12 protein-coding genes and 2 pseudogenes are annotated in these 23672 nt (G+C 45.3%); 3 read left to right on the top strand and 11 right to left on the bottom strand.

The annotated features are described in order from the left end of the window. Positions 1–18 precede the first annotated feature (18 nt). Positions 19–576, bottom strand: coding sequence for a sugar O-acetyltransferase (locus HU824_RS04190; protein ID WP_176468186.1), 558 nt, complete (start codon positions 574–576; stop codon positions 19–21). A gap of 90 nt (positions 577–666) precedes the next feature. Here HU824_RS04190 and HU824_RS04185 point away from each other — a divergent pair, with 90 nt between their 5' ends. Then, a complete protein-coding gene (locus tag HU824_RS04185) occupies positions 667–1422 on the top strand; it encodes a response regulator transcription factor (RefSeq protein WP_176468185.1) in 756 nt (251 codons plus the stop codon). A 462-nt stretch (positions 1423–1884) separates the two neighbouring features. Continuing rightward, positions 1885–2055: a hypothetical protein gene (locus tag HU824_RS04180; RefSeq protein ID WP_255260465.1), complete on the top strand. Its 171-nt coding sequence runs from the start codon at positions 1885–1887 to the stop codon at positions 2053–2055. A 404-nt stretch (positions 2056–2459) separates the two neighbouring features. Here HU824_RS04180 and HU824_RS04175 read toward each other — a convergent pair whose 3' ends face one another. The 10 genes and pseudogenes from HU824_RS04175 to HU824_RS04135 all read right to left on the bottom strand — a co-directional run bounded on the left by HU824_RS04175 (position 2460) and on the right by HU824_RS04135 (position 22802). Then, the gene (locus HU824_RS04175) at positions 2460–5912 is read right to left on the bottom strand and encodes an amylo-alpha-1,6-glucosidase (RefSeq protein ID WP_176468184.1); all 3453 of its coding nucleotides are present in this window, start codon (positions 5910–5912) and stop codon (positions 2460–2462) included. A gap of 16 nt (positions 5913–5928) precedes the next feature. Next, entirely contained in the window at positions 5929–8412 is a 2484-nt protein-coding gene (locus tag HU824_RS04170; protein ID WP_176468183.1) for a glycoside hydrolase family 127 protein, read from the bottom strand. 23 nt (positions 8413–8435) lie between these two features. After that, complete coding sequence (locus HU824_RS04165) at positions 8436–10421, bottom strand: beta-L-arabinofuranosidase domain-containing protein (protein WP_255260464.1); 1986 nt, start codon at positions 10419–10421, stop codon at positions 8436–8438. Positions 10422–10550: 129 nt separating this feature from the next. After that, complete coding sequence (locus HU824_RS04160; RefSeq protein WP_176468181.1) at positions 10551–10961, bottom strand: hypothetical protein; 411 nt, start codon at positions 10959–10961, stop codon at positions 10551–10553. A gap of 5 nt (positions 10962–10966) precedes the next feature. Continuing rightward, on the bottom strand, positions 10967–12487 hold the full coding sequence (locus HU824_RS04155) for a RagB/SusD family nutrient uptake outer membrane protein (protein WP_176468180.1): 1521 nt from the start codon (positions 12485–12487) through the stop codon (positions 10967–10969). 19 nt (positions 12488–12506) lie between these two features. After that, positions 12507–15521 (bottom strand): SusC/RagA family TonB-linked outer membrane protein, encoded by a 3015-nt coding sequence (locus HU824_RS04150; RefSeq protein WP_176468179.1) that lies wholly within the window; start codon positions 15519–15521, stop codon positions 12507–12509. Positions 15522–15896: 375 nt separating this feature from the next. Next, positions 15897–19889, bottom strand: coding sequence for a two-component regulator propeller domain-containing protein (locus HU824_RS19490; protein WP_255260463.1), 3993 nt, complete (start codon positions 19887–19889; stop codon positions 15897–15899). Further along, positions 19886–20830: an IS982 family transposase gene (locus HU824_RS04140; RefSeq protein ID WP_176468178.1), complete on the bottom strand. Its 945-nt coding sequence runs from the start codon at positions 20828–20830 to the stop codon at positions 19886–19888. Before HU824_RS04140 ends, HU824_RS19490 begins: the two co-directional genes overlap by 4 nt. Positions 20831–20936: 106 nt before the next feature. Then, positions 20937–21206, bottom strand: a pseudogene (locus HU824_RS19650) (ATP-binding protein); the annotation flags it as partial. 315 nt (positions 21207–21521) lie between these two features. After that, positions 21522–22802: pseudogene (locus tag HU824_RS04135) on the bottom strand (DUF3440 domain-containing protein). Between the two features lie 136 nt (positions 22803–22938). On the opposite strand from HU824_RS04135, the gene HU824_RS04130 reads away from it, so the two are divergent. Then, a complete protein-coding gene (locus HU824_RS04130) occupies positions 22939–23544 on the top strand; it encodes a hypothetical protein (RefSeq protein ID WP_255260462.1) in 606 nt (201 codons plus the stop codon). Positions 23545–23672 lie beyond the last annotated feature (128 nt).

Raw genomic sequence — 23672 nt, 5'->3', positions numbered from 1 at the left:
TTCAATATATTGTTAATGTTATAATTTTCGAATAACACGGCAAGGATTCCCGACTGCCAATGTTCCTGCCGGAATATCTTTATTTACCACACTTCCCGCACCGATGACACAGTTGTCGCCTATCATAACTCCCGGTAAGACGCAAACGTGCGCTCCTATCCATACATTATTGCCTATGCTAATCGGCCGTGCATATTCAAGTCCACGATTTCTTTGCTCCACATCAAGAGGATGTCCGGCGGTATAAAACCCACAACCCGGAGCAATGAACACATTATCACCGAACTTAACTTTTGCTTCGTCCAAAATAACACAGTTCACATTGGCATAAAAATTTTCGCCAATCTCTATATTATAACCATAATCACAGAAGAACGGCTGTTCTATCAGGAAACTATGCCCCGATTTTCCGAATAGACTGACAATAATATCTTCCCTGCGTTTCGTTTCCGATGGCAGTAGATGATTATATTCATGGCACAATGCCTTGCATGCCTGCCTTTCGGCTATCAATTCCGCATCATTATTGGCATCGTACAGTTTTCCTTGCCGGCACTTTTCCTTCTCACTTATCATAAACAACCATTTAGTTTTTTTACCTTTGCAAAGGTAGGGTATTGTTATATACTGCACAATGATTATAAATAACCATTTTTATTTCTGGCTATGGACACAATCGATATATTGAGCAAGGAGTTTTTCACACAGGATTTTGCGGAAGAACAACCATACTCCGAGTTGCTGGACAAGTATAAGGATATAGCGCGCAACTATGCACGGATGGAGAGTGCGGTAGCCGTATTGAGTGATATACGTACCAATATGAGTTACATTTATTATGGTAGTTTTTCCCGAATGCTGGAAATAGATAAATGCGGAGACGAGGGCAAGGTGTCTTCCATTTGGGAAAAAGAAATCTTCAAGCTCATTCATCCTGACGATTTGGCAGGGAAGCACTTACAAGAATTGTGTTTTTTCCATTTTGTCAAACACCAGCCCAAGAGCAAACGCACTGATTATTATCTGATAAGCAAACTTCGTATGAAGCACGGCAAAAATAATTATATATCAGTATTGCATCGGATGTTCTATGTTTCTGCCCCTTCTAACGACACGCTGTGGCTGGCTTTATGCCTTTATAGCCCTTTACTGTTTGATATTCCAGCCAAATGCCTGATAATCAATTCAGCTAACGGTCAAATGACAGAAATTGGCAAACAGGACAGCACAAGGATTCTGTCCGTCAGAGAAAAGCAGGTATTGAGCCTCATTGACAAAGGGCTGACAAGTAAGAAAATAGCCGAAACACTTTCTATCAGCATAAATACAGTTAGTCGGCACAGACAGGAAATTTTAGGCAAACTTCAAGTGAAAAACTCTATTGAGGCGTGCCGGGTAGCAAAAGACTTAAAACTAATTTGAGCATCAAACAAAAAATAATATGTTTACCGTGGCTTGAGCAATGAGCCGGAAGTTCCCTCTCTGTCTCTCTTATTGTTTCAGCAGCTGTTTTGCCATCGCTTAGTCAACGTACTGGCATATATGGGCGCAAATATAATGATTTCGCTTCTAAATAGGTGACAATAAGCAGCATTATTAGGATAGGTTAAGGGATTTGCTGCATCTATAGATGCAGCACGGTGGAAGTATAGATGCAGCGCGGTGGAAGTATAGATGTAACAATGATGATTCTATAGAGGGAATATCCGGCCGATAAAGGGGGATGCGGAAAGGAAGTATCTTCCTTGCTTGTCTAAATGAATCTTTCGTTTATAATCGAAATTATTGCCTTTTTTGCAAACTTCTTAGGTTATGGACGAAAGAATTGATGGAAATGCCCGTTTATAACCGAAAATTGTTATCTTTGCAACTAAAGTTTAGGTTATGGACGAAAGAATGGATATACTTAGGAAGTACAATCTCTGGACAGAAGGAGATTTTGACTTCGGTTTCATGCGGGTAGCTTATACCGGCAGAATCATGGACTACGTAGGTAATCGTCTTGTAAAGGTCTTTCATTCTCCGAAGTCGCACGTTGGCTTCAAAATGCTTTGAAACCATATTGGGAAACCTACGGAAATATGTGACACCCTCGAATTGTAAGGCACTCAAGGAAAGATTGTTGCGCAACAAATATCGTGACCTGGACTGCACCGGATTCATCAGGCTAAGGAAATATGTTGAATATCAGGAGATGTTGACCGGCACCGAGGTCAAAAGGGACGGTGCCAACACAGGATGGGAATACCATGTTTTAGCTTCTGAGAATTGAAAATGTATCTCTATAAACGGAAATCATTGCTTCAAATTAAGGCTTGATGATAACCTCTAAACTTCTGAAAGAACAAGTAATAGATGAAAGTAGCTTTTGTAGGTGTAGGTTATATATAGTGGCAGGCAACTGCTGTATTGGCTGCGGCAGCTGCCTGCGTTCAGTGTAGTGGCGCTTGCCGATTCTCTTAGAAAGGATGAAGCGTGGAACTGCAGGGGCTGCCCAACCTCAATTCTATGGTGGCATCCGCAAAGTCCTCTTCCCCTTTGCCGGCGAATTCCACTTTATAGGTGACCAGCTTCCCTTTCCGCTCCACGAAAGTGGCTCCTGCAGCTTCCGCTATTTCGGAGAGTGCCAGCAATTGTATGTCATACGATTTCCCTCTTTTTCCGGCCACTTTCAAGGTATAGGTCTGGCTTCCCGGGTCGTAGCTTTCCCTTTCTATCCTTAAACCTTCGTCCGGTATGCCGTCATAAAGAGTGGGCAGGTTCGTCAGCACACCTATGCCTCCTCTGTACTTTATGCTTATCTCCTTCTTCTCACCAATCCTGAGCGGATTGAGGGAGACACGGACATTCTGTACATCTGTCGTTAGCTGATAAGGGACGGCTTCCCCGTCGATATATACCTGCTCTACCTCGGTGGCCAAAGGCAATATGGCGGCGAACTCCATGCTTGTCGGCTTTCGGCTTTCATTGGTTATCACATACCTGTACAGGCTGTCTTCCCTTTCATAGTCCAGCCCCATTCGCCGCTCTGCCGTGCGTATGTTTCGCACGTGGGCAAATGTCCAGTCGGCAGGAAAGGCCGGAGCCAATGACAGACTGTCCTTTATGGCATCCGATTTCATGCCGAGCATACCCTCGTACAGTGGCAGGAGATTCATGCTGCTCGACCATTGCTGGTGCGGACAGATGCCGGTAAAACTCAATTTGTTGCCTAAGATGACTTCTGCAATATTGCCGTAGTCCCAAGTGTCGAACAACCGCAAAGAAGAGTAAGCATGCCTGAAGCCCTGGTAACAGAGCCCTGCCCGATACTCTGCCAGTGCCGCACACCCCGTATGGAAAGGCCATATATTCCCGTAAGTATATCCTCCCAGGGCAAAGAAAGGGCTGTCGTATCCCACCATTCGCACTCCCCAGTCCGTGGAATAATACTTGTCGGAGAAATGGCGGGCGGTTGCCAGCGCCTTCCGGTGGTCGGCCAGGCCGAACAATACCGGAGTACCTCCCAGCACGCATTTGTGCTCCTGATACGTACCGTCTCTCATCAAGCCGTGATTGAAGAACTGCAGGGAGTCGTTCCAGAAATTCTCGTTAATGAGGCGGTGGCACATACGCATGTCGTTCGTACACCGCAGTTCCGTCTCTTTGTCTTCAAGCGCGGCAGCCATGTATGCACACTCCTTGAGCGCTTGCGTCCACACGGCAGCCAGATAAACCTCCGTATGTGCCCCATACAGCTGCCATCCTTCCTGCCATCCATGCCCCACATTGGTGTTCTCTATGAGCCCGTCTCTGTCCGTATCTGTGGAGTAGCAGAATGACAAAGCCTTCTTGATGTGCGGCCATTGCGACCTGATGAAAGCAACGTCTCCGCTCTTGCGCAAGTAGTTGCCTGCCAATACAAGATAGAGCGGAGTAGCATCCGAAGCGTCGTAGTGGACAGAACCGCTGGTGGTGAGCTCATGATAAACTTTCCCATCCGGACTTTGGTGTTTGCCGAATGTAGTCAGAACTTCCTTTACCTTTTCGTAGTCTCCATAGGCAGTCATGGCAATTCCCGTCCATCCCGTATCTCTGCCGAAGTACCAGGCATATCCGGGACGTCCGCTCACGGCATGTCCTCCATTCCAGCCGCGCGAAGTAGTCCAGTAACCGGACATCATCGACTTGCCAAGAGAGGGGGTATGGCAGAAAAATTTGTCGACAGAGACAAGTGCCCACTGATAGGCTTGGTTAAAAACAGAATCACTGCTCCGGATACTCAGGAAGTCTTTATCGAAATTCCGGTAATGGGTTCTCGACGCCTCATGGACTTCCCGAGACCTGCCCATGGTGGCGTTCAATAACTCTGCGGATTGCCGGATGCCGCTTTCTCCGCCGCTTAAATAAAGGTTCAGCCTGCCGGGGGTTCCGGCAAATGTATATAAGAAAGATACTTGTTTGTGTTTTGCCGGAATCCGGTTGAATTCCCGGATTTCCCTGTGCGAAAAATCATACATGCCCTCTTCGTATGACGTGGGCTCATGGTCGAAGGCAGCCAGAAGGTTTAAGTTACGTTCACGGTCGAATACGGTGGTCACGGCGCCGTTTTGCGCGGTTGCGTAGAAAAGCGTGCCTGTAGAGTTCAGGGAATAGGGCCACATAAGCCTCAGGTTGCTGGTGTATGTGACGTATACGTGCTCCACATCGGGGGCATCCCAACGGTAGTTGATGGCCATCAGCGGATTCTCGGGCGAGGCCTGGATGATTTCCCGGAATCTGCCTTTCTCCAGCAGATACTCCCTTTCCAGGTAATCGGGAGAACGCGTGATTTGAGACGCCTGCTTGTCTAGCCACACAACCTCCTCACGCTGCTTGTACTTGATGCCGACAGACAAGTCGCGAAGCACCATTATCGGATGAATCCAGATCTCCTCGATACTGCCTTGTTCCCTGCCCATGGCCAATATCTGCTGGCCGGCTACGTTCCAGAAGTGGCGCTTGTCGGCTTTGCGCACGGTTCTCAGCGGCGATTCCTGGGGTTCCCAGTCCGGTTCCTCCTTCAGCGTGATTTTATAATCCGGGAAGTCCACCTTCTGGGTATGTATGCTGTCATATACCCAGTACTTCTGTTTGGATTTGAACCTGCTGTGGTCACCGCTCAGATAGTCTATGACATTATTCATGAACATTAGCAGTGTGGAGCGGTTGGCATTGGCCATCGAGAAATAGAGATAGCCGCCTATGGCCAGGATTTTGCCTTTCCCTACGGGCGTCTCCCAGATGACTTTCCTGTTCTCATGATAGCGGATGTATGCCCAGTTAATGCCCAGCACTTTGGCAGACTCTGCCCGGGGGACATTCCGCCCCGAGAAGCCGAGTGTCCGTGCTTTATGGTCTTCCCATGCCTTCCACACGTATGCCCCTCCGAACAGGCCCTCATAAATGGGATGCTCACGGTAACCGTGAAAGCCTACGGCACGCCCGAAGCCGTGGTCGCTGGCATCCTGATATTCCACTTCCACCGGTTGCGGCTCTATTTCCCAAAGATTCAGCAACCTTACGGCTTCCATGGAAAGCATGAGGCTGCCACCGCCCTTGACGAATGGCACCAGGCAGGCCTTCAGCCTTTTCTCCGTATCGTCTGTTTCGCTGCTGTCCGGGCGGTGATAGACCACAGTCTCGACTTTCTCGAGCCTTTCAGGGGTCAATTCTTCAATGGGCACTACCGCCACTTGTTTTCCTGCCTTGCGGATGATTTGTAACAAAGAGTCGGTTTCAGCCTGTTCCGTATAGTCGGACGACAGAACCAATACCCTGCCGGGCCGGCCGCAACTTTCACAAAAAAGGCTGGTGAGTACTGCAACTATCAATAGCCGGACGGATTTCCGGTGGACGGAGCGAACAAATGATGATATGTAGTTCGGTTTCATAACTCTTGCCTGATAATTATTCTATAACGACTTCCAATATGCCTACGGCCGAGTCCGGTTTCGGCTTTATGTGGAGGCGCAGGGCATCGGCTTTGATGGCTTCCGCAGGATGTACCATGTTGAACTGGTCGGGCAGGATGCCATAGTGGTCGGTAGAATATAGTCTGAACTTGTTCCACTGCCCGTTGGCTTGATATTCCATATCCCAGGAGGCAGGCACTTGCACCCCTCCCTGGTCGTCGTACCAATATACGGACACGCTCTCAACGTCCGATTCTTTCTTCAATTTAATCTCCACTTGTTGTGCTGTACCTTTTTGGGGCCAACTGGTCCAACGGATGATACTGTTGTCGGATGAACTTTTCGGGAACTGCCCGTCGGCAATGGCATAGACGTCATCGCTCCCGTTGGTATGTGTGGCACTGACATCTGCTATGTTGTCTACCGTGCGAATCATTTCCTTGGCCGCAGTTTCCGCATGGCGGGCAAACCATACATTCATGGTGACATTATCCCCACGGTTGTTCCAGGCATAATAGGGAATCAGTGTAAGTGTGGCAGGGAGCTCGGTTTCGCCTTCTATGGCCGAAGCATTCAGCGAGATACGGGGAATTCCCTTGAGAATACCGTCGGCGAATGCCTCTATACGGCCCTCTTTACCGATTTGGCTGATGATGTAGTTGGATGCGGGATGTTCGTTGTCGGGCTGTTCGGCGCAATATACCAAGGGGCCGCGCGTGATGCAGATTCGGTCGCGGTCTGCTTCTACACGTTCGTCTGCACTTGAGTATCGTATGGGCATGGGCAGTTGTAACACTACCTTGTCACCCTTATTCCATTTACGCTTCACCGGCACATATCCGTCTATGGATTTTGTTTTGGCTTGTTTCCCGTTTATATATAAGGATGCGTCGGTCGAGATGTTATCAGCATAGCTGTAAAGCTCTCCCGGAACAAAACGGTCTGTGCTCCATGTAGGGATGCGTAGCCATAGTGTAAATTCGGTTCCGTCATTTTCCGGCTCTATCTCCATTTCGATGGTTCCGTCAAAAGGATAATCTGTCTGCTGTTTCAGTTTGATTCGACCGGTTTTCAAAGGAACCTCGGCAGAACTGCTGGCGTAAAGGGCACAATAGATATCATTGTCGGCATGTGAATAAATCATACCGGGAACCTGAGGTATCAGGCGTGCCATATTCGAGGGGCAACATGCGGTTCCGAACCATGGAGAACGTCCGGCCCTGCCGTGGTTGAAGGCTTTTTTCCCGTCAGCCTCCAGCACGTTGACATAGAAGAAACGGTTGCCTTGGATATTTACGCCTGCCAACACATTATTGTATAAGGCCACTTCGGCAACATCTACGTATTTGGCATCTCCGGAGGCAAGGAACATGCGATAATTGAAGAATACGTTGCCTACGGCTGCACATGTCTCGTCGTATGTATTTTTGTTGGGCAGTACATATTCCGGTCCGAATCCTTCGATACCGGGTACTGCGCCCAGCCCCCCGTTGATGTGCATCTTTTTGTCTACAATGTCATGCCAGATACTTTCCAGTGCCGGTATGAGGGTAGTGTCTCCTTTGGTTGCAACAATGTCTGCCATGCCGGAGTAAAGGTACATGGCCCGTACGGAGTGCCCTTCTGCACTGCGTTGTTCGCGTGCCGGCAGATGTTGTTGGCTGTAGCTTGCAGACATGATTCCGCTTCCGTCCGGTTTGTAGGTCACTCCACGTATGTCAATAAACTTTTTTGCCATCTCCAGATAAAGGGGATTTTCTGTAACCTGATACAATTTGACTAGAGCCAGTTCTATCTCCTCATGACCGGGGGCTTGGTTCATAGGGTTACCGTCATTGTAATTGGGGTCTCCTTCAAAAAACACTCTGTTGATGTGTTGCGCGCTTTTTTCCGCTACATCCAGCCATTTCCGTTTTCCTGTTGCACGATAGTATGCAACGGCACCTTCATACATGTGTCCCATGTTATAAAGCTCGTGACTGTGTATCACGAAAGAGTATGGCTTGTCACCTGCTCCCCAACCAAGCTTGCGCATGGAGGGAGATACGGTGAACAATTCGTATAAATAACCGTCCGGACACTGGGCATCGGCAATGATGTCAATAATCTCATCCATCTGCTTTTCCAGTTCGGCATCTTTCTCTATCTTGAGCAGATAGGCGGCTCCCTCCATGACTTTAAACAGGTCGGATGCTACATAGCGCGGCAGGTTAAGCAGATTTTCCTCTTTTCCGCTCTTGAGATAAGCGGCAGTCCGGCGTAGGTTTTCCACAACAGGCTGTGTCTTCTCTAACGAGAAGGGTACCAAAGTATGCTTTTGGGTTCTCAAACGAGGGAGCCAGAACTGATCTTGCAGGGTTACCTCCTCGAATGAGACGGGGGTGAGCGGCTGTGGCTCTTTTTTTATGGTGCTGTTCTGGCATGATGGCAATACCAGCATTGACAGAATACATCCTGAGATGAGATTACGTATTTTCATGATTTCAAAGTATTTGTTCGTTATTATTTTCTTGTAACGGGGAATTCTGTAATGCGCAAGGTGGTGCAACCGTAGGGGACAAGCACAATGTCTTCAAGCGGTGAGGTCTCTACTTGGTATTGGGTGCTGTAGGGCAATGGGCCCGCGGAACCGTTGTACATCTGCCATTCCTTCATCCGTTTTCCTTGGGTGTGGATTTCTATAGGTGCATTTTCCAAGTTCCAAGGATAACCTTGTACGTTTTTCTTGACAACCTTGAACGCTTCCGTTAGTTTTTCGGCTTTTAGCGCCTCTTCGGGTAAGCAGTAATTCCACGCCATAGTCGGGTACACTTCATAGTACCAGTCGCCGTAGTGTTTGCCAAACTTCCGGTCATCCTGCACCTTTTTCCAGCTTTCACCTATTTTGAGTGCATATACCAATGGTCCCCGTTCTATAACGGCAGAACGTTCATACCAGCGAGAAACCTTGATGTCCATCGGCATTTCCAGTTCTACAACATCATTGGATGTCCATTCCCGATAGACTTTGATGATAGAGCCGGCGGCGGCTTTTCCCCATTTCCGGTCGTTTACTTTTACAACGGCTTCCTTGCACCAGTGCGGGACGCGCAAGTGCAGTGGGAAGGCCACTTTTTTCGTTTTCCGGTCTAATATGGACAGTTTGAAACGGATATTTCCTTCAAAAGGATAGCTTGTATTTTCCGTTATCTGTACATTGGTTCCATTCCCTACTTTGGCCGTTACGCTGGATGGTGAGTAGAATAGGGCAGCCAGTCCTCGGTCTTCAGTGGCAAACCACAGGTTGCGCGTGAACTTCGGCCAGCCTTGATGCAGGTTCGAGGTGCAGCAAGGATATCCTGTCAGCAGCCCGAACAGTTGGTCGGTACCGTTATAGCAGGTTACGAAGTTACGGTCTTGGCGTGATATCTGTACTTGGTTCAATTGTTGATAATACTGCCTGGCATCGAAATTGTCGGTAATCTGTGTGGGCAGTGCATTGAATGTGATTCGTTCCAGCCAGTCGGCCCAATCCGTGCGTCCGGTAATCTCGACCATTTTTTCCAAGGAAAACATCATCTCGACAGTGGTACATAACTCCGAGCCTTGAGTGGGATTCCCCGTATGTAACAGCTCGTCTCCACCATAAAGCCCGATAGGCCATCCATGGGTTCTCATCAAGTCTTTGTAGCCCATGTCGATGGCATCCATGTGAGAACGGTCTTTGGTTGCCTGATAGCGGATGACAGGTTGCTTGATGCCCTGCGCCAGATTCACGCAGTGCACGCTGAACAAGCTGTTCATCATGTCTCTTTTGAGGAATTCGCCCGTCCAATCGGCAGTTTGCTCGGTGACCAAGTCGCCAAGTTCCAGCAAGAATTTCTCACCGGTAATATTGTATAACCAATATATGACCAACAGGTTGTCTCCGCCACGCATCTTCCCCCAATATGTCCAATGGTTCAGTGGTGTGATATTCAGCTGTTTTAACTGGTATTTAAAGTAACGGGTCATGAATGGAATCACACGTTCGTCCCCGGTGGCATCATAATACTGTTTCAAGAATTTCAGAACCACCATCTTAGGCCACCAGTCTTTGGCATTGTTACGTTGCAATCCTGCTTCAGGTTCTCTGTCTGTATCCGGACCGAAATAGCCATCGGCTTGCTGGCTTTGCAGCGCCCATTCAATCCAAGGCTGTACTTTCATCTTCAGCTTGGTGTCGTCCATGATGTAGGCTAGTGGCAACAACCCGTCAATCCAGTATGGCCCGCGTTCCCATACGTCACCGTCGCCGCCTAGCCATCCGTTACGTGCTCCCATCACTTTCTCGTATAATTCATCCAGATGTCCGGTCATGCCGTCGCACATGCGTTGCATTTGCTCTTTCAGCCATCCTTCCGGACGAACGGCTCCTAAAGGAAGTTCCATATAGTTTTTCTTCAATAATGGGGCACGGTTATTCAGATAGAGGTCGTTTTCTATATTTTGCGCTTTTGCGGTAGTCATAAATAGTAGTACAAAAACTGTGATAAAAAAAGATTTTTTCAGCATATTGTTTTTCTTAAAGAGAATAATTTTGATAGAATGTATATAGGGCATACTTATGAAAGTATGCCCTCATGTAGATTGAAATTTTTATTCCAATGTCACCCAATGATAAGTAGTCCCACTGTTCATTAACAAGTAACGGGTGGTGGCAACTGCGGTGGTGTTTCCTTTGGTAACTTTCAGATAGTAATTGCCTTTCAACTGTTCTGCGCCTTGATGGGATTTGTCAAATTCTTCCAGTGTAAAAAGCGCTTCCCCTTTTCCGTTGGTTTGCTTGGTCAGATATACATTGGAACCGTTGTCTCTGTCGGCTTCCGTCTTATATATTTCTACCGTGGCGCCGCTGATGGGTTCGGTATGGTTCTCGTCGGCTACGGCCACTACACAGAGCCCCCATGGAATATTTCCTTGAAACTCTTCCCAAACGCCGCTTCTGTCACAAGAAATGGGCAATAATGCCAGAAGTACTGCAAATGTTTTATAGATATACGTTTTCATTGTTCTTAGAATTTATATTTTGAATTGGCGTCTTTCTCACCGCCGAATGTATAACTCTCTAAATCATAAGTCTTCAACTCATAGCAAGGAACCGGCAACTGCCTGAAAGAGCGGGTTGTGAGTTGGTATTCATCGACCGGGGTCCTTCTTCTGTCATAGAAGGAGGTTGCAGGGTAGGGGAAGCCACATTCTATGAATCTCTCATAATAGAGGGCTTTTATTATCTCTTCTGCAGCAGAGGCCGGTGTGATGTCCTTCAAATGGCCTCGTCCTTCCCGTGTCACGTTAATCAAGGTAACGGCTTCGTTCGTCTTGCCCGTGTTCAGCAAGGCTTCGGCATAGATGAGGTCTGATTCCACCTTTGTGAAAAGGAATTCATCTCCGTTACCGTCAGTTGCATAGTCATTGAAACGGTTCAGGGAATAAGGGCTGTAATTGGTATATCCCGTAAAACTTGTACCTGAAGGGGACTTGTGTTCCGGTGTATAGATAAAGTCCGTCAATAGGCGGTGGTCAGGGCTTTTGAGTTCCGGCAGAGTTGCTGTGCTGCCAAAGTCTCTGGGAAGTGGCCATTTGGCATTTGCGTCATTAGGACACATCATTTTTAGGATGCGCATGCCGATTCTGACCCATCCGCCTGTAGGAGCTGCGTTTTGTACCAATGTCCATTGTTCGTAGTCGTTGTTGGGCAAAGTTGCTATGATGTCTTCTGCAAGTCCGTTCTTTGCATAACCCAATACCTTGTTCCAATCTACGGTAGCCGCTTCCTCTTTGTTACGTGGAAAATAAGCAAGACAACGGGCTGCCATGAAGTTGGCCAACTGCTTTAGCTTGCCTCCGGTTGCCATTGTGTTGTTCGGGAACATTCCGCTCAAATTAGCGAAGTCGCCTTTTTCTTCGCAGATGCTTATGCACTTGTCCAGATAATCCAAAGCTGCGGATTGTACGCTGCTAGCCGGTACCAGACTTTCGCCGGTGATAGAGATTACATCTGTGGTTTCGGTAATCAGGAAGCACTGGTCAAACAGCAGGGCCATTTCCGTATAGCATGTACCCATCAGGAAATAGGTGTTTGCCAATATCTTGTAGGTGGCATCCTGCCCGCCTTCCGTATAAACTACCCCGTTGTCAATGGCTGCCAGTATGTTCTTTAGGGTGTTAATCATGCCGTAGAAATCATACCATATAGCTTTGGGAAAAGTAGAATCCTCGTTCGAATTGTCTATTTCGGGTTTATCAAAACCATCATAGTACGACCAGGTTTTCAGGTTAAAGTTGCCCGCTCCCGGGGCGTATTGGTCGGATACGGTTCCCAGAGGCCAGATGGCTTCGTTGCCCCATCCTAGCAAGGCGCTCCAGTAGGAACTGCATACTCCGGACAGCAGTGAAGGATATTGGTTTGCGTCACTCATCACCGTATTGATGTCCGGTGAATATTCGTTCTTTATGTCCATTCCCGAGAAGTAGCTGTCGCAGGAAGTAAAGAACACTGCCAATAATGACAATAGATATACTTTCGTTTTCATGATATATACTTATTTTTTATTAGAAGTCAATGGATATGGTTCCTGTTACGGTTCTTATGTCTGATGGGTATTTGGGAGTCTCGATTCCGTTCAGCACACCGCCTTCAATGGTACGGGTTTCGGGGTCCGGTCCGGAGAAGTTTGTGAGGGTAAACAGGTTACGCCCGATAACTCCTACCTTTACTCCTTTGAGGAAATCGAGTCCTATGCTTGCCAGTTGATTCCTTGTAAAACGATAGTTGAGTGCCATCTCCCTCATCTTCAGGAATGTGGCTTCTTCCATGAAAGATTCGGTAGGATGCTGGTTCGTATAGTTATACGACTTACGCTGTACCCATGGTTTTTCAGACTGGTCCCAAAGCTTGGCGTTGCGACCTGCAAAACTCATATACATCTTCGTATTGTTGAACAGGAGGCCTCCTTGTTGCCATGACATGGTGAAATAGAATGTCAGGTTTTTCCAAGTGAGTGTATTGGTCATATTCATGTTGAAGTCAGGGTTCATGTTCCCCAGATAGACCTTCTTGTTGTTACCTTTTTCGTCCAATACATACATGTGGGCTTCTTCAGTCGTACCTACTCTGTCTTTGCGTACTACATAGCCGTAATTGTTGATTGTGAATACGTCTTCTGCCGTTTGTCCGGGTTTGATGTCCTTGTGGGTTCTTACCTCGTCAAGTGAAGTGGCAAATTTCGTTCCGAAGAGTTTTCCGTAGGTTTCGTTGGAGTTGATGTACAAGTTACCTGAAGTGAAGTTCGGCCTGCCTAATTCACCTACTTTCTGATGCATTTTGTCCCATGTCAAGGTCACATCCCAAGACATGTTTTTCTTCTGGATGAGGTTGGCGTTCAAGGTAGCCTCATAGCTTTGCACGAAGAACTCTCCAAGATTGATGTTCTGGTAAGCGAATCCTGTGATGCCCGATACCGCCATCACGTAGGGAAGGTCTGTATTGCGTTTATGCGAATAGGTCAATGCCAAATCGAAACGTTTCATGAACCGGACGTCAAGTCCCACTTCGAGCTCTTGCGACAAAGCGGCCTTCAGTTTGGTGTTTCCCATTTGCGAGGCTCCATACAGTGAACCTGCGTTCATGTTGTAAGTCTCGTATTTGGCGCCATAGGCGGGAAGGATACCTGCGGTACCGTATGAGATTCTGGGTTTCAGTATGTCTATGTGGGGGATAGCGAAAGTCTTGGCAATGTTCCATGCACCCGAGATGCGGTAGTAGGTGTTCCACATGTTGTCGTCACCAATGACGGATGCTCCGTCTCTGCGGACCAAGGCATCAATCATATAAGTGTCTTTATAGTCCCCTTGGAATACGGCAGTGTAACTGTTGGAAACGATCCGGCGCCCGTAGGAGTTTATATCCAATGTGGTGGGGTCGGCCAATTCAAGGGATATATTGTCCATGCCCGATACGGCCAGTCTTGAACCTCCGCCATACACTGATTCATACTTGTCGTCTTCGTACAGATATTGCAGCTTCAAGGAAGTATTGAAGTCGTTGAATTTCTTTGTAAACAATGCTCCTGCTTCGAGGTTGTGCTTGAAGTCGTTCGATGAGCTGGTGGAGATGGAGCCCAGTTCCCGGTCTGTCCCATCAGGAGATGATACTTTCAGGTTACCTTTAGGCTTCAGGCTATAGCTTTGGGAATGGCTGAAGTCAATGCTGTAGTTGGCATTCAGGCTGAGCCATTCAAAGGGCTGATAGCGCAGGGCGTATGCCCCTAAGAATCTGTTTGAATTACTTTCGGCACGTGAATTGGCAAAAGTGTACAGAGGATTGGCATTGTTGCGGGTTGACACAACGTTCGGATTGATTTTGTATGGCGTGCCGTCTATGTTGTCGGCAGTGAAGTCGGCGTTAGGATCGGCATAGAAAATGTCATCGAAACTGATGTTACGGTTGTCGCTGTGAGAGCGTACGTACATGTTGGATGTGGACAGCATGAGTTTGTCCGAAAGCTTGGCATCCATGTTTGCACGGAAACTGGTGCGGTTCACTCCTTTCAGCAATCTCACGATACCGGGATTCTTGGTGTTCTGAATGGAGGCGTAATAATTGATATCGCCACTCTTTGAACGTCCTGTAAGGCCGAATGTATTGGATGAGAAGAGGCGGGGCACGAAGAAGTCGTCATAGGCATCGTGGGACATATCGTATTTGTTGTCCCAAATTCCATCGTTCTCAATAGCAGAGGTGATGTTGCCGTTGTCGTCCACTACATGTCCGTGGGCAGTTGTCCTTTCGGGAACGAAACCAATCCAGCTTGTGCCTACTTCAGACTTGAAAGTTACGTCCACTTGGCCGTTTTCCAGACTGCTGCCGCGTTTGGTAGTGATTGATACGACGCCGGCAGCCGCTTTTGCTCCGTAGAATGATGCGGCAGCTGCACCTTTGATGACTTCGATGTTCTCAACATCTTCCATGTTGATGTCTTTAAGTGAGCCCGCGGTTACGATGCCGTCTACTATAATCAACGGTTGGTCTGTGCTGGCGAATGAGATGGCGCCACGCAATTGGATGATGGGCTCGTCATTTGGATTACCTGTAGTGGGCAATACCTTGATACCTGGCATCTTTCCGGACAAAGTGGTGGCAACTGAGGTTCCGGTTACTTCTTTAAGTGCCGTTTTTTGTACTTTCTCAACGCTGAAGGATAATTTTTCTCGTGAGGTGCCTCGAGCCACTCCGGTTACAATTACTTCCGAAAGCAACTCGTTGTTCTCCATCAAAGTCACTTTCAGATTCTGCTTGGCTTTCACCTCTTGCGTGGTATAGCCGATGTAAGTGATTACTAAATTGGAACCGGCAGGAACGGTCAGCCTGAATTTACCGTTTTCATCAGTGATGGTACCGTTTGTGGTTCCTTTTACCATAATATTGACCCCTGGCAGAGGTACTCCATTATTGTCCTCGACTGTACCAGATACCGGTATGGACTTCTGTTGCTGGATACTTGTAACAGAAAGTTCATCAGTATTGGCGAATGCTGTTATTGCAACGGGATATAATCCTATTGTCATCAACAGGAATGTTTTACATAGCCAATAGTTTCTTTTCATGCTATTAGTTGTTAGGTTGAACAAATATTAATTGATTTTTATGGAAGCAAAAATAAGTAATTCACTGTGGTCGTGTTGATGAATTCGTATCAAAAAAAGGGAAAATCATATCAAAGAGGAAAAAAGTGAATATTGTATCAATGAAATAGGAATATCGTCTCATTTCGGCTTTCAGGATATCCTCTGTCCGAATTTCATTATGAATATATATTTTAAGTTTCGCAAGTTTCTCATATTATTGACAAACAGTAGTATCTCATCTCTCCTCCTCCCGGGAGGAGGGGAATTGGGATAGTCTTGATAACGCAAAGGCAACTTGCGAAACTTCAGTATATATTATTTGCTGCGTTCAAAATCCTTGGGCAATACACCGAACTGCTTATAGAAGCATTTGGAAAAATAGGATGAAGAATTAAAGCCTACAATGAATGCTATCTCATTGATACGATATTCTTTGTTTCTTAACAGTTCTGCCGCTTTTTTAAGGCGAATCAAACGAATGAAATCATTGGGAGTCAATTCGGAAATACTCTTTACTTTACGATATAATGTGGCACGGCTCATATTCATCATTAAGGCCAAGGCGTCTACATCCAGGTTCACTTCATTCAGATGGGCGTGGATGGTTTCCACCAGTTTGTTAAGGAAGTCCTCGTCGGCTTTGGAGTGGGCTATGACTTCTATCGTCGATTCGGGGGAGTACTTGTACGATTCACGTATCTTCTTTCTGTTTTCAAGCAGATTTTCAATGCGTGCTTTCAGGTAATCTATGGAATATGGTTTGGTTATGTATTCATCGGCACCGATTTTCAACCCGTCCAGTTGTGTCTGTAAGTCTGTTCTCGCCGTCAGCAAGATGATGGGTATGTGGCTATAGCGAAGATTTTCCTTTATTTCTTTACACAAAGCCATTCCATCCATTACGGGCATCATTACATCACTTATTATCAGGTCTATGTTCTGTTCTCCTAATATTCGTAATGCATCCACTCCATTGCCGGCTTTTAGTACCAGATAATTTTCTTTGAGTTGATTGCTCATAAAATCTTGGAATTCTTGATTGTCTTCTACGAAAAGCACCACGTTTTTATGCTCTGAATTAGGTAAAGCAATCGTATCCACCGGTTTCCCTTGCTCTTCTTTCACAGTTTCTTTGTTATCTTCTTTTAGAGTAATGGATATTTCTTGTCGGATAGGCAAGATAATGACGAAAGCTACATTGCTGTTATTGATATCTACGAATATCTGTCCCTTGTGAGCCTCAATCAGCGTGCGGGTTAGTGGCAGACCGATACCGGTGCCCATGCTGTTTTCATCCAATTTCACAAACGGCTCAAAGATACGTTCTGTTTGTTCCGGTGGGATATGGTCACCGTCGTTTATTATTGTTAAGTTGAAATTGTCTGTGCCACTTTCCAGACAAACCTTTATAAAGGAAGCGGCATGTTTCAAAGCATTACTGAAGAGGTTGCTCAGTATCTTGGTCAACATCTCTGCATCTATATCGACCATCAGCCTTTCGATGGATATATATTCTTGAAAAACAATATTCTGCAACTTTGCAGCCGGAGTAAATCGCCCGATGGTATCTCGGATAATGGCGACCACATCCGTATGTGTAAAATTCAATTGCAAATCCTTGGCTTCGGCTTTACGGAAATCCAACAGTTCATTGACCAGTTTCAACAGCCGATTGGTATTTCTTTGAATAATAGACAGGTTCTCATAACATGAATCCGATACCTTTACTTCTTTTATTACTTCTTCCAGTGGAGCTTTTATCAAGCTGAGTGGGGTTCTTATTTCATGGGTTATATTGGTGAAGAAGTTAATCTTGGCATTGTATAATTCTTTCTCTTTCTTGCGTTGCAGCAGTTCTATGGCTTTGGCACTGCGTCTTTGCAGCCGTGTGATATAGCTCCTTATTGCGTAGAATACAATCAGCACAATGAGGATGGCATAGGCGATATAGGCCCATACCGTCAAGTAAAACGGCGGAAGGATACGAATCTTCATGCATGCAACGGTCTCATTCGATGTACTGTTGCTGTTGGTTGCTTTCACACAGAATGTATATTCCCCGGAAGGAAGATTGGAATAGGTGGCTTGATGTGCTTGGCTCACATAAATCCATTCTTGATCCCATCCTTCCAGTCTATAGGCATATTGCATTTCTTGTGGAGAAGCATAGTTCAATGCGGTGAAACCAATGCTGAAAATAGATTGGTCATGAGGCAGTGTAATGGATTGGGTGTAAGCAATGGAGCATTCCAGCAAAGCATTCTCCCCCCCCACAGGAACTTCTACATTGTCTACCTGGAAACTGTTGAAAACCACATTGGGAGGCATCAAGGAAGACTCCAATTTGTCTGCCTCAAAAACAATGAATCCTTTTACTCCTCCAAAATACATCTTGCCAGATTGGCTTACGAAACCGGACTTATAGTTGAACTGATCTCCCAATAAGCCATCCGCATGAGTATAGGTCTTTACTTTGCCCGTCGGCAACTCTAACCGGAATAACCCTTTGTTTGTACTTCCCCAGATATATCCGTTGGCATCTTCTTGCAATTGGTAAATGACATTATTGGGCAATCCTTCATTCATGGAGAAATGATTGGTGAAAGAACGGGACTGTTTGTCGTAACGAATCATACCTGCTCCTTCTGTCCCAATCCATAAGTGATGTCTTTGGTCTTCCAAAAGGCAAATTGCCATTTTTCCACGAGTCGCATCTGTCTTTACTACTGTTGGATAGTGCTCCCATTTGTCTTGTTTCCTGTCGTAAGAGAACAGCCCTTGTCCTAAAGTCGCAAACCACAGGACACCATCGAAATCTTCCAGAATATCGTTTACTTGTGAAAATATATTATCTTCACAGACACGTACGAAATTGTCTGTTTCGGGTGCATAACGGTGTAACCCCGTCATTGTCCCGACCCAGATGATACCGGTATAATCCTTATAAATAGAATAGATATTGTCGTCACTCAAGGTCTTTTCCGATAAAGCGCTCTGGTAATTCTTTATTCTCTTGTCCTTCAAGTTCAGCACAAACAAACCTTCGGAGAAAGAGCCTATCCAAAGATTATCCTTATCACATAGAAGGGCATGTATGTTGTCGGCGGAGAGATATCCTTGTGTAAAGGTCCTGTTGAGCGGGTTAAAGCAGTTCAGGCCTCCGTCTTCAGTGCCAATCCAGACGTTCCCTTTCTCGTCTTCGCAGAATTCGCTGATACTTTTACCGCTGATAGAATGACTGCCGGTAATAGGATAATATTTCTCGAACCTGGCATAAGACTCTGCAAAATAATTCACTCCGCCAAAGAAGGTTCCTAACCACATTCCTCCTTCCTTGTCCTGATAGATGAAATGAATGGCATTGTCGGAAAGTGAGTAGGAATCATTGAATATATGTTGGAAATGCTCCACACAGCCGGTCTGGGTGGAATAAATGTATAGGCCGTTTTCTGTACCTATCCATAAATGGGCGTTTTTATCTATGCACACATACCGTACGAACAGAGGCTTTCCATTTTCATCTTTAGCCAGTAATTCGGTGAATTCCTTGTTGCGCAGATTAAGCTTTAATAAGCCGTGGCTTACGGTGCTTACAAGTAATGTTTCGGAATCAAGTATACATAGATGGTTGACGTCGTTTCCTGAAGTGTTTTTGTCCATGTCACTAATCAGGATTTGAGATGTTTCTCCAGTCGAGATGTTTAATTTTAAGATTCCTTGCTGGTAAGTGGCAATCCAGAGATTGCCATCCATGTCGAAACAGAAACTACGTATTCCTTGTCCTTTCTCCAGGTAGTGGTTTAATGGATAAAACCGTATTTCTTTTTGAGGGGTTACGCAAAAAATACCTTTTTCTGATCCTCCTAACCACATGTTCCCTTCTTTATCACGTACTATGGCACGTACGGTACCGGTAATAGACAGGCCCTTCTCTGTTTTCATTGACAAGTTGGTACAACTGTCAAAGACGGGATTATACAGAAATACCCCCATGTCCGTACCTATCCACAATATTCCATCTGTGTCTTCGGCTAAAGAGAAGATGGCATCACTTTTCAGGCCTTTTTCATCAGAAATATTTCTTTTGTATACTTTGAAAGAGTTGCCGTCATAACGGTTCAATCCATTTTGTGTACCAAACCACATGAAACCTTGGCGGTCCTGCAAAATGGCATATACCATGTTTTGAGATAAACCGTCTTCAACTCCTAAACTTCTAAAATAAAAATTGGAGTGTTGGGATGCATTGGCAGGGAGCAAAAGCAATAATGTCGTCAATAAGAACAGGAGTGGGCGGAACTTATTCATGTTTTTATCATATTATTAACGTGAGTCGAAATAAAATTAGAAAATAGAAGTTGTCCATCATTGACAAAATTTACGTCAATGGCGGGCTTCTTTTCAAAACAACAGTATGCTGCGATAGCCGACAAAGAGTTGGCTATAAGGTTACTGAATGAACGGTGTCTGGAATGTTCGCTCTGCGCAATGTTCTTCAGTTCGTCATTGACCGTTTCAATCAAGGTCCTTTTTCTTAGCAAAATCTTGTCGGCAATACTCATCAGTGAATTCTTCATATTATTTTTAACTTTAGTGACAAGCTGTATACCATCAAGGAAAAGGTTCCCAAACAGAGCCTGACCAATATATCCTTTGTCTGCATATAGTTTTCCTTTGATGTTCTCCAGAAACTTACCCTGCTTCAACGGTTCCCGGTCATCCACGTTTCCAGGCGTGAACATAAAATTGAGAACCTCACCCTTGTCATTGATTATCAGATGCAGCTTGAATCCGAAGAACCATCCCATTGAACATTTTCCACGTTCGGCAAGTTCCTCAAATGTCTTATGAATAAGGATTCTTTGGTTACGACAAACACGTAAAGGAGTGGAGTCAACAAAACTGATACCGGTACAGTTTCCCAACAGTACTTTTTTGATGAAGATGGTCATGGGAAGCAATACTTCCTTCTCCAGTTCCACAAAACGGTTATAGGAAACCTGACGCGGAAAAAGGTGTTTCAGATGTCTACAGACATATTCCTTATAGTAATGCTTGAAACAGCGGAAACCACCGGAGTGAAACAGGATAAGAATAACCATAATCTCAGCATCACTCATACGGTTGGGCTTGTTACGATGCCTGGTCTTCTTATCCTTAATCATATATTTTTCCTGTTGCAATCTAAATTCCTTGCAAAAATCATCGGCCATACAATAAATCTCCGTAACTTTAGACTTTGGAAACATAGCGGTAATCGTTTAAATGTTATATTCAGCACTATAAATTTAATACTTTTATCGCTATGTTTCTAATTATCAGAAAAATATATTTATTCTTATTTCGAACTCACGTTAGATTAGCAAAAGATATTATACCGTCTGGTACGAATATATTAAGGGCAGTTCTGATCTCCTCAGCGAAACTTTGGCATAATAATGCTTCATTACTCCTAGATACAAATAGATAGACAGTAGGAGTATTATTACAACTCTTTCTAATAAGGCTAGTCTTGCCTATCCTACGTCTACCTGTAAGGACTGTAAACATGGAATGTTCATTAAAAGACAATTCTCTTACTTTATTTAGAGCCTCAAGTTCTTTTTCTCTATTGTAAAACTTCATTTCTTTTGTTTTTATCAATTAATCAGCCTTGCCATTAAAACTTACAGCCGTAAATATTACGGCTGTAAGCTTATGAAACAATACAAAAGTACTACAAATATTTCATAATCCCAACTTTATAATTTTATTATAGGAGAATACTTAGATGTGTCTATTTCAATACACGTATCCACATCATCTATGTGTTATAACTTGTTAAAGGAAACACATTACTTTTGCTGTTGTAGTAGTTCTCTATTTATCATTTTTTTATAAGTGGTCCCGGCTTCTGTCAGGGCTTTTTTTTATGTTTGAAGGTTAGGTATCATAGTGCATTTATAAAATACCTTTGTATTTTTTCAAGGCGTTGCTCTTCATTTTGTTCTCCTCCTTGGTCAGAGCGAACCCCATATACTTGCAGGTGTGGTCGTTGCGCAGAATGCATATACACATACGCCTATAGGTGGGAATATCCCGGAACTCCTCTATGTCGATGTCGTCCAGGTAGTCCATCCGTACCGGCTTCTTGTCTGTCCTATAGTTGGTGCTGTCACCCACCTGGATGGGGATGTTGCGGTCTTTCAGCTTCTGTATGACTTCCTCACTGAGCACTCCACCCTTTTCCTTCCAGAATTTGATACTGGTTTCCAGCTTGGCCTGGTATCTTTTCCGGGTGTGTTCCGGCAGGGTCGAGAGCAGGAATTCCATGAATGACTTCCAGGTATATCCATCCGGCAGACGTATCTCTCTCCTTCCTGCAGCACGGGTATTGCCGTAAAGTCCGGTAAAGCCGACTCCGTTTACACGTCCTATCATCCGTCCCCAAGTGTTGGGGTCAATGACTTTATACAAGGCAAGGCTCTCGATGGCCTCACTGATGAACGGACTTGCCACCCGTTGCCGGTCAAGGCTTACCCCGGCTTGATAGTAGAGGTCGTATAGTTTATTGTAATCCCATCGGAACTTGCCGTTGGCAATCCATATATCCTCCGTTTTCCAGTCATAGAGGGGATAGAGGTTGTATATCTCATCATCTATCCGGGTGCTTCATTCATATCCTTTATAACACTCTTTGTTTTTTCCATATATAGCCCGCCAGCGATTATAGCTTTCCTGGGTACGTATGCCCACCAGACAGCAGGTACGTTGTGCAGCTTTCCGTTGATGGAGCCAACGGGAAAACTCTGTCTGAAATTCATAGTCCCACATCCTGCGGTTATAGAAAGGGAAATCGTTTACAGTCATTGCGTCCTCCGGCATCTCTCTGACCCACGTTTCCTTTTTCGCTTCGTCCCAGGGACGCCAGTAGTTCTGGTACATGGAGGTGCAGGTCGTCACACGGAACGGCACGCAGACGTGGTACACGTCCAGCATATCCTTGTTTGCCTCCAATACCCGGTCTACATAGTCAATGGTCATGTGGTACTGTATCTCATAGTCCATATGGAACACTCCAATTCTTCGTTGCAGCCGGTTCCTATGCATATAGTCCAGACATAAATTCAGCAACACTCCACTATCCTTTCCACCTGAAAAGGAAATGTATATATTGTCGAACTCTTTAAAAATCACTTTCAGTCTTTCTTGGATTAGTTCATACACATTCTTTAATTCCATAACATCTATAAATACTTTATAACCGACAACAAAGTTAATACAAATCGTCAATAAATCTAACAGAACTCTAACAGCCAAATTCACCGCTACTGTACCATCTTCTCCCATCTTAACTGTCAGCATTGTTGATGAGAACTTGGATGAACGTGGAGGTTCGTTAGGTGAACTGGATTATGGCGAAGTGGAAGAAAGGGTTTCAGGGGGATATCTTGTTAGAACATACAAGATATATGAGGATGAGTATGGTTATCTCCCGGAAAGGATATACGCAACATCAACAGGAAACGGGGAGTTTATCGGTTGGTACCAAAATGGTAAATTATTCAGCAGCAGTCCGATACTTATTGACCAAGACATAGACTACCTTCGTGGAACACATATATGTGCAGCGTTTAGTGGGCAAGCAAACCCTGATGGTGCTCCCTCACAAGTTACCATCAAATTGTATTCCAGTGCCGGTGGCGTTTCCGGAGGGAAAGGGAAAGTAGGATTCAGTGCAGGCAGTCTTTCATATTCTACACAAACGAAGACTGTAAAATATGGTGAAGAGATAACTATTTATGCTGAAGGAGATGAAATCGTAGGTGATTATAGTGTAACCCATTATTATTGTACCGGATTCTATCTGGATTCCGGAGTGGCAATAAAGATCTTCTCTGACACTAATCGTCTGCATAGTTATACTTTTACAGCAACGAGGAATATGGATATATCAGCAGATTGGAGAAAATATGATTATTAAATAGGGTGTTCAGTTCTATGTTCCAAAATTAACTCGCATTATTGAGTGTTCTGGAACGCAGAGCCACCCGATTCGGAGATAGATTCTCCTTGGCCCAGAGATCTATGTCCTTAAGTTTAACATTGGCC

The organism is Bacteroides sp. L10-4 (assembly GCF_013373675.1).
Classification (GTDB): Bacteria; Bacteroidota; Bacteroidia; order Bacteroidales; family Bacteroidaceae; genus Bacteroides; species Bacteroides muris.
The sequence above is the reverse complement of the archived record's forward strand: the minus strand, read 5'-3'. Positions and strand labels throughout refer to the sequence as shown.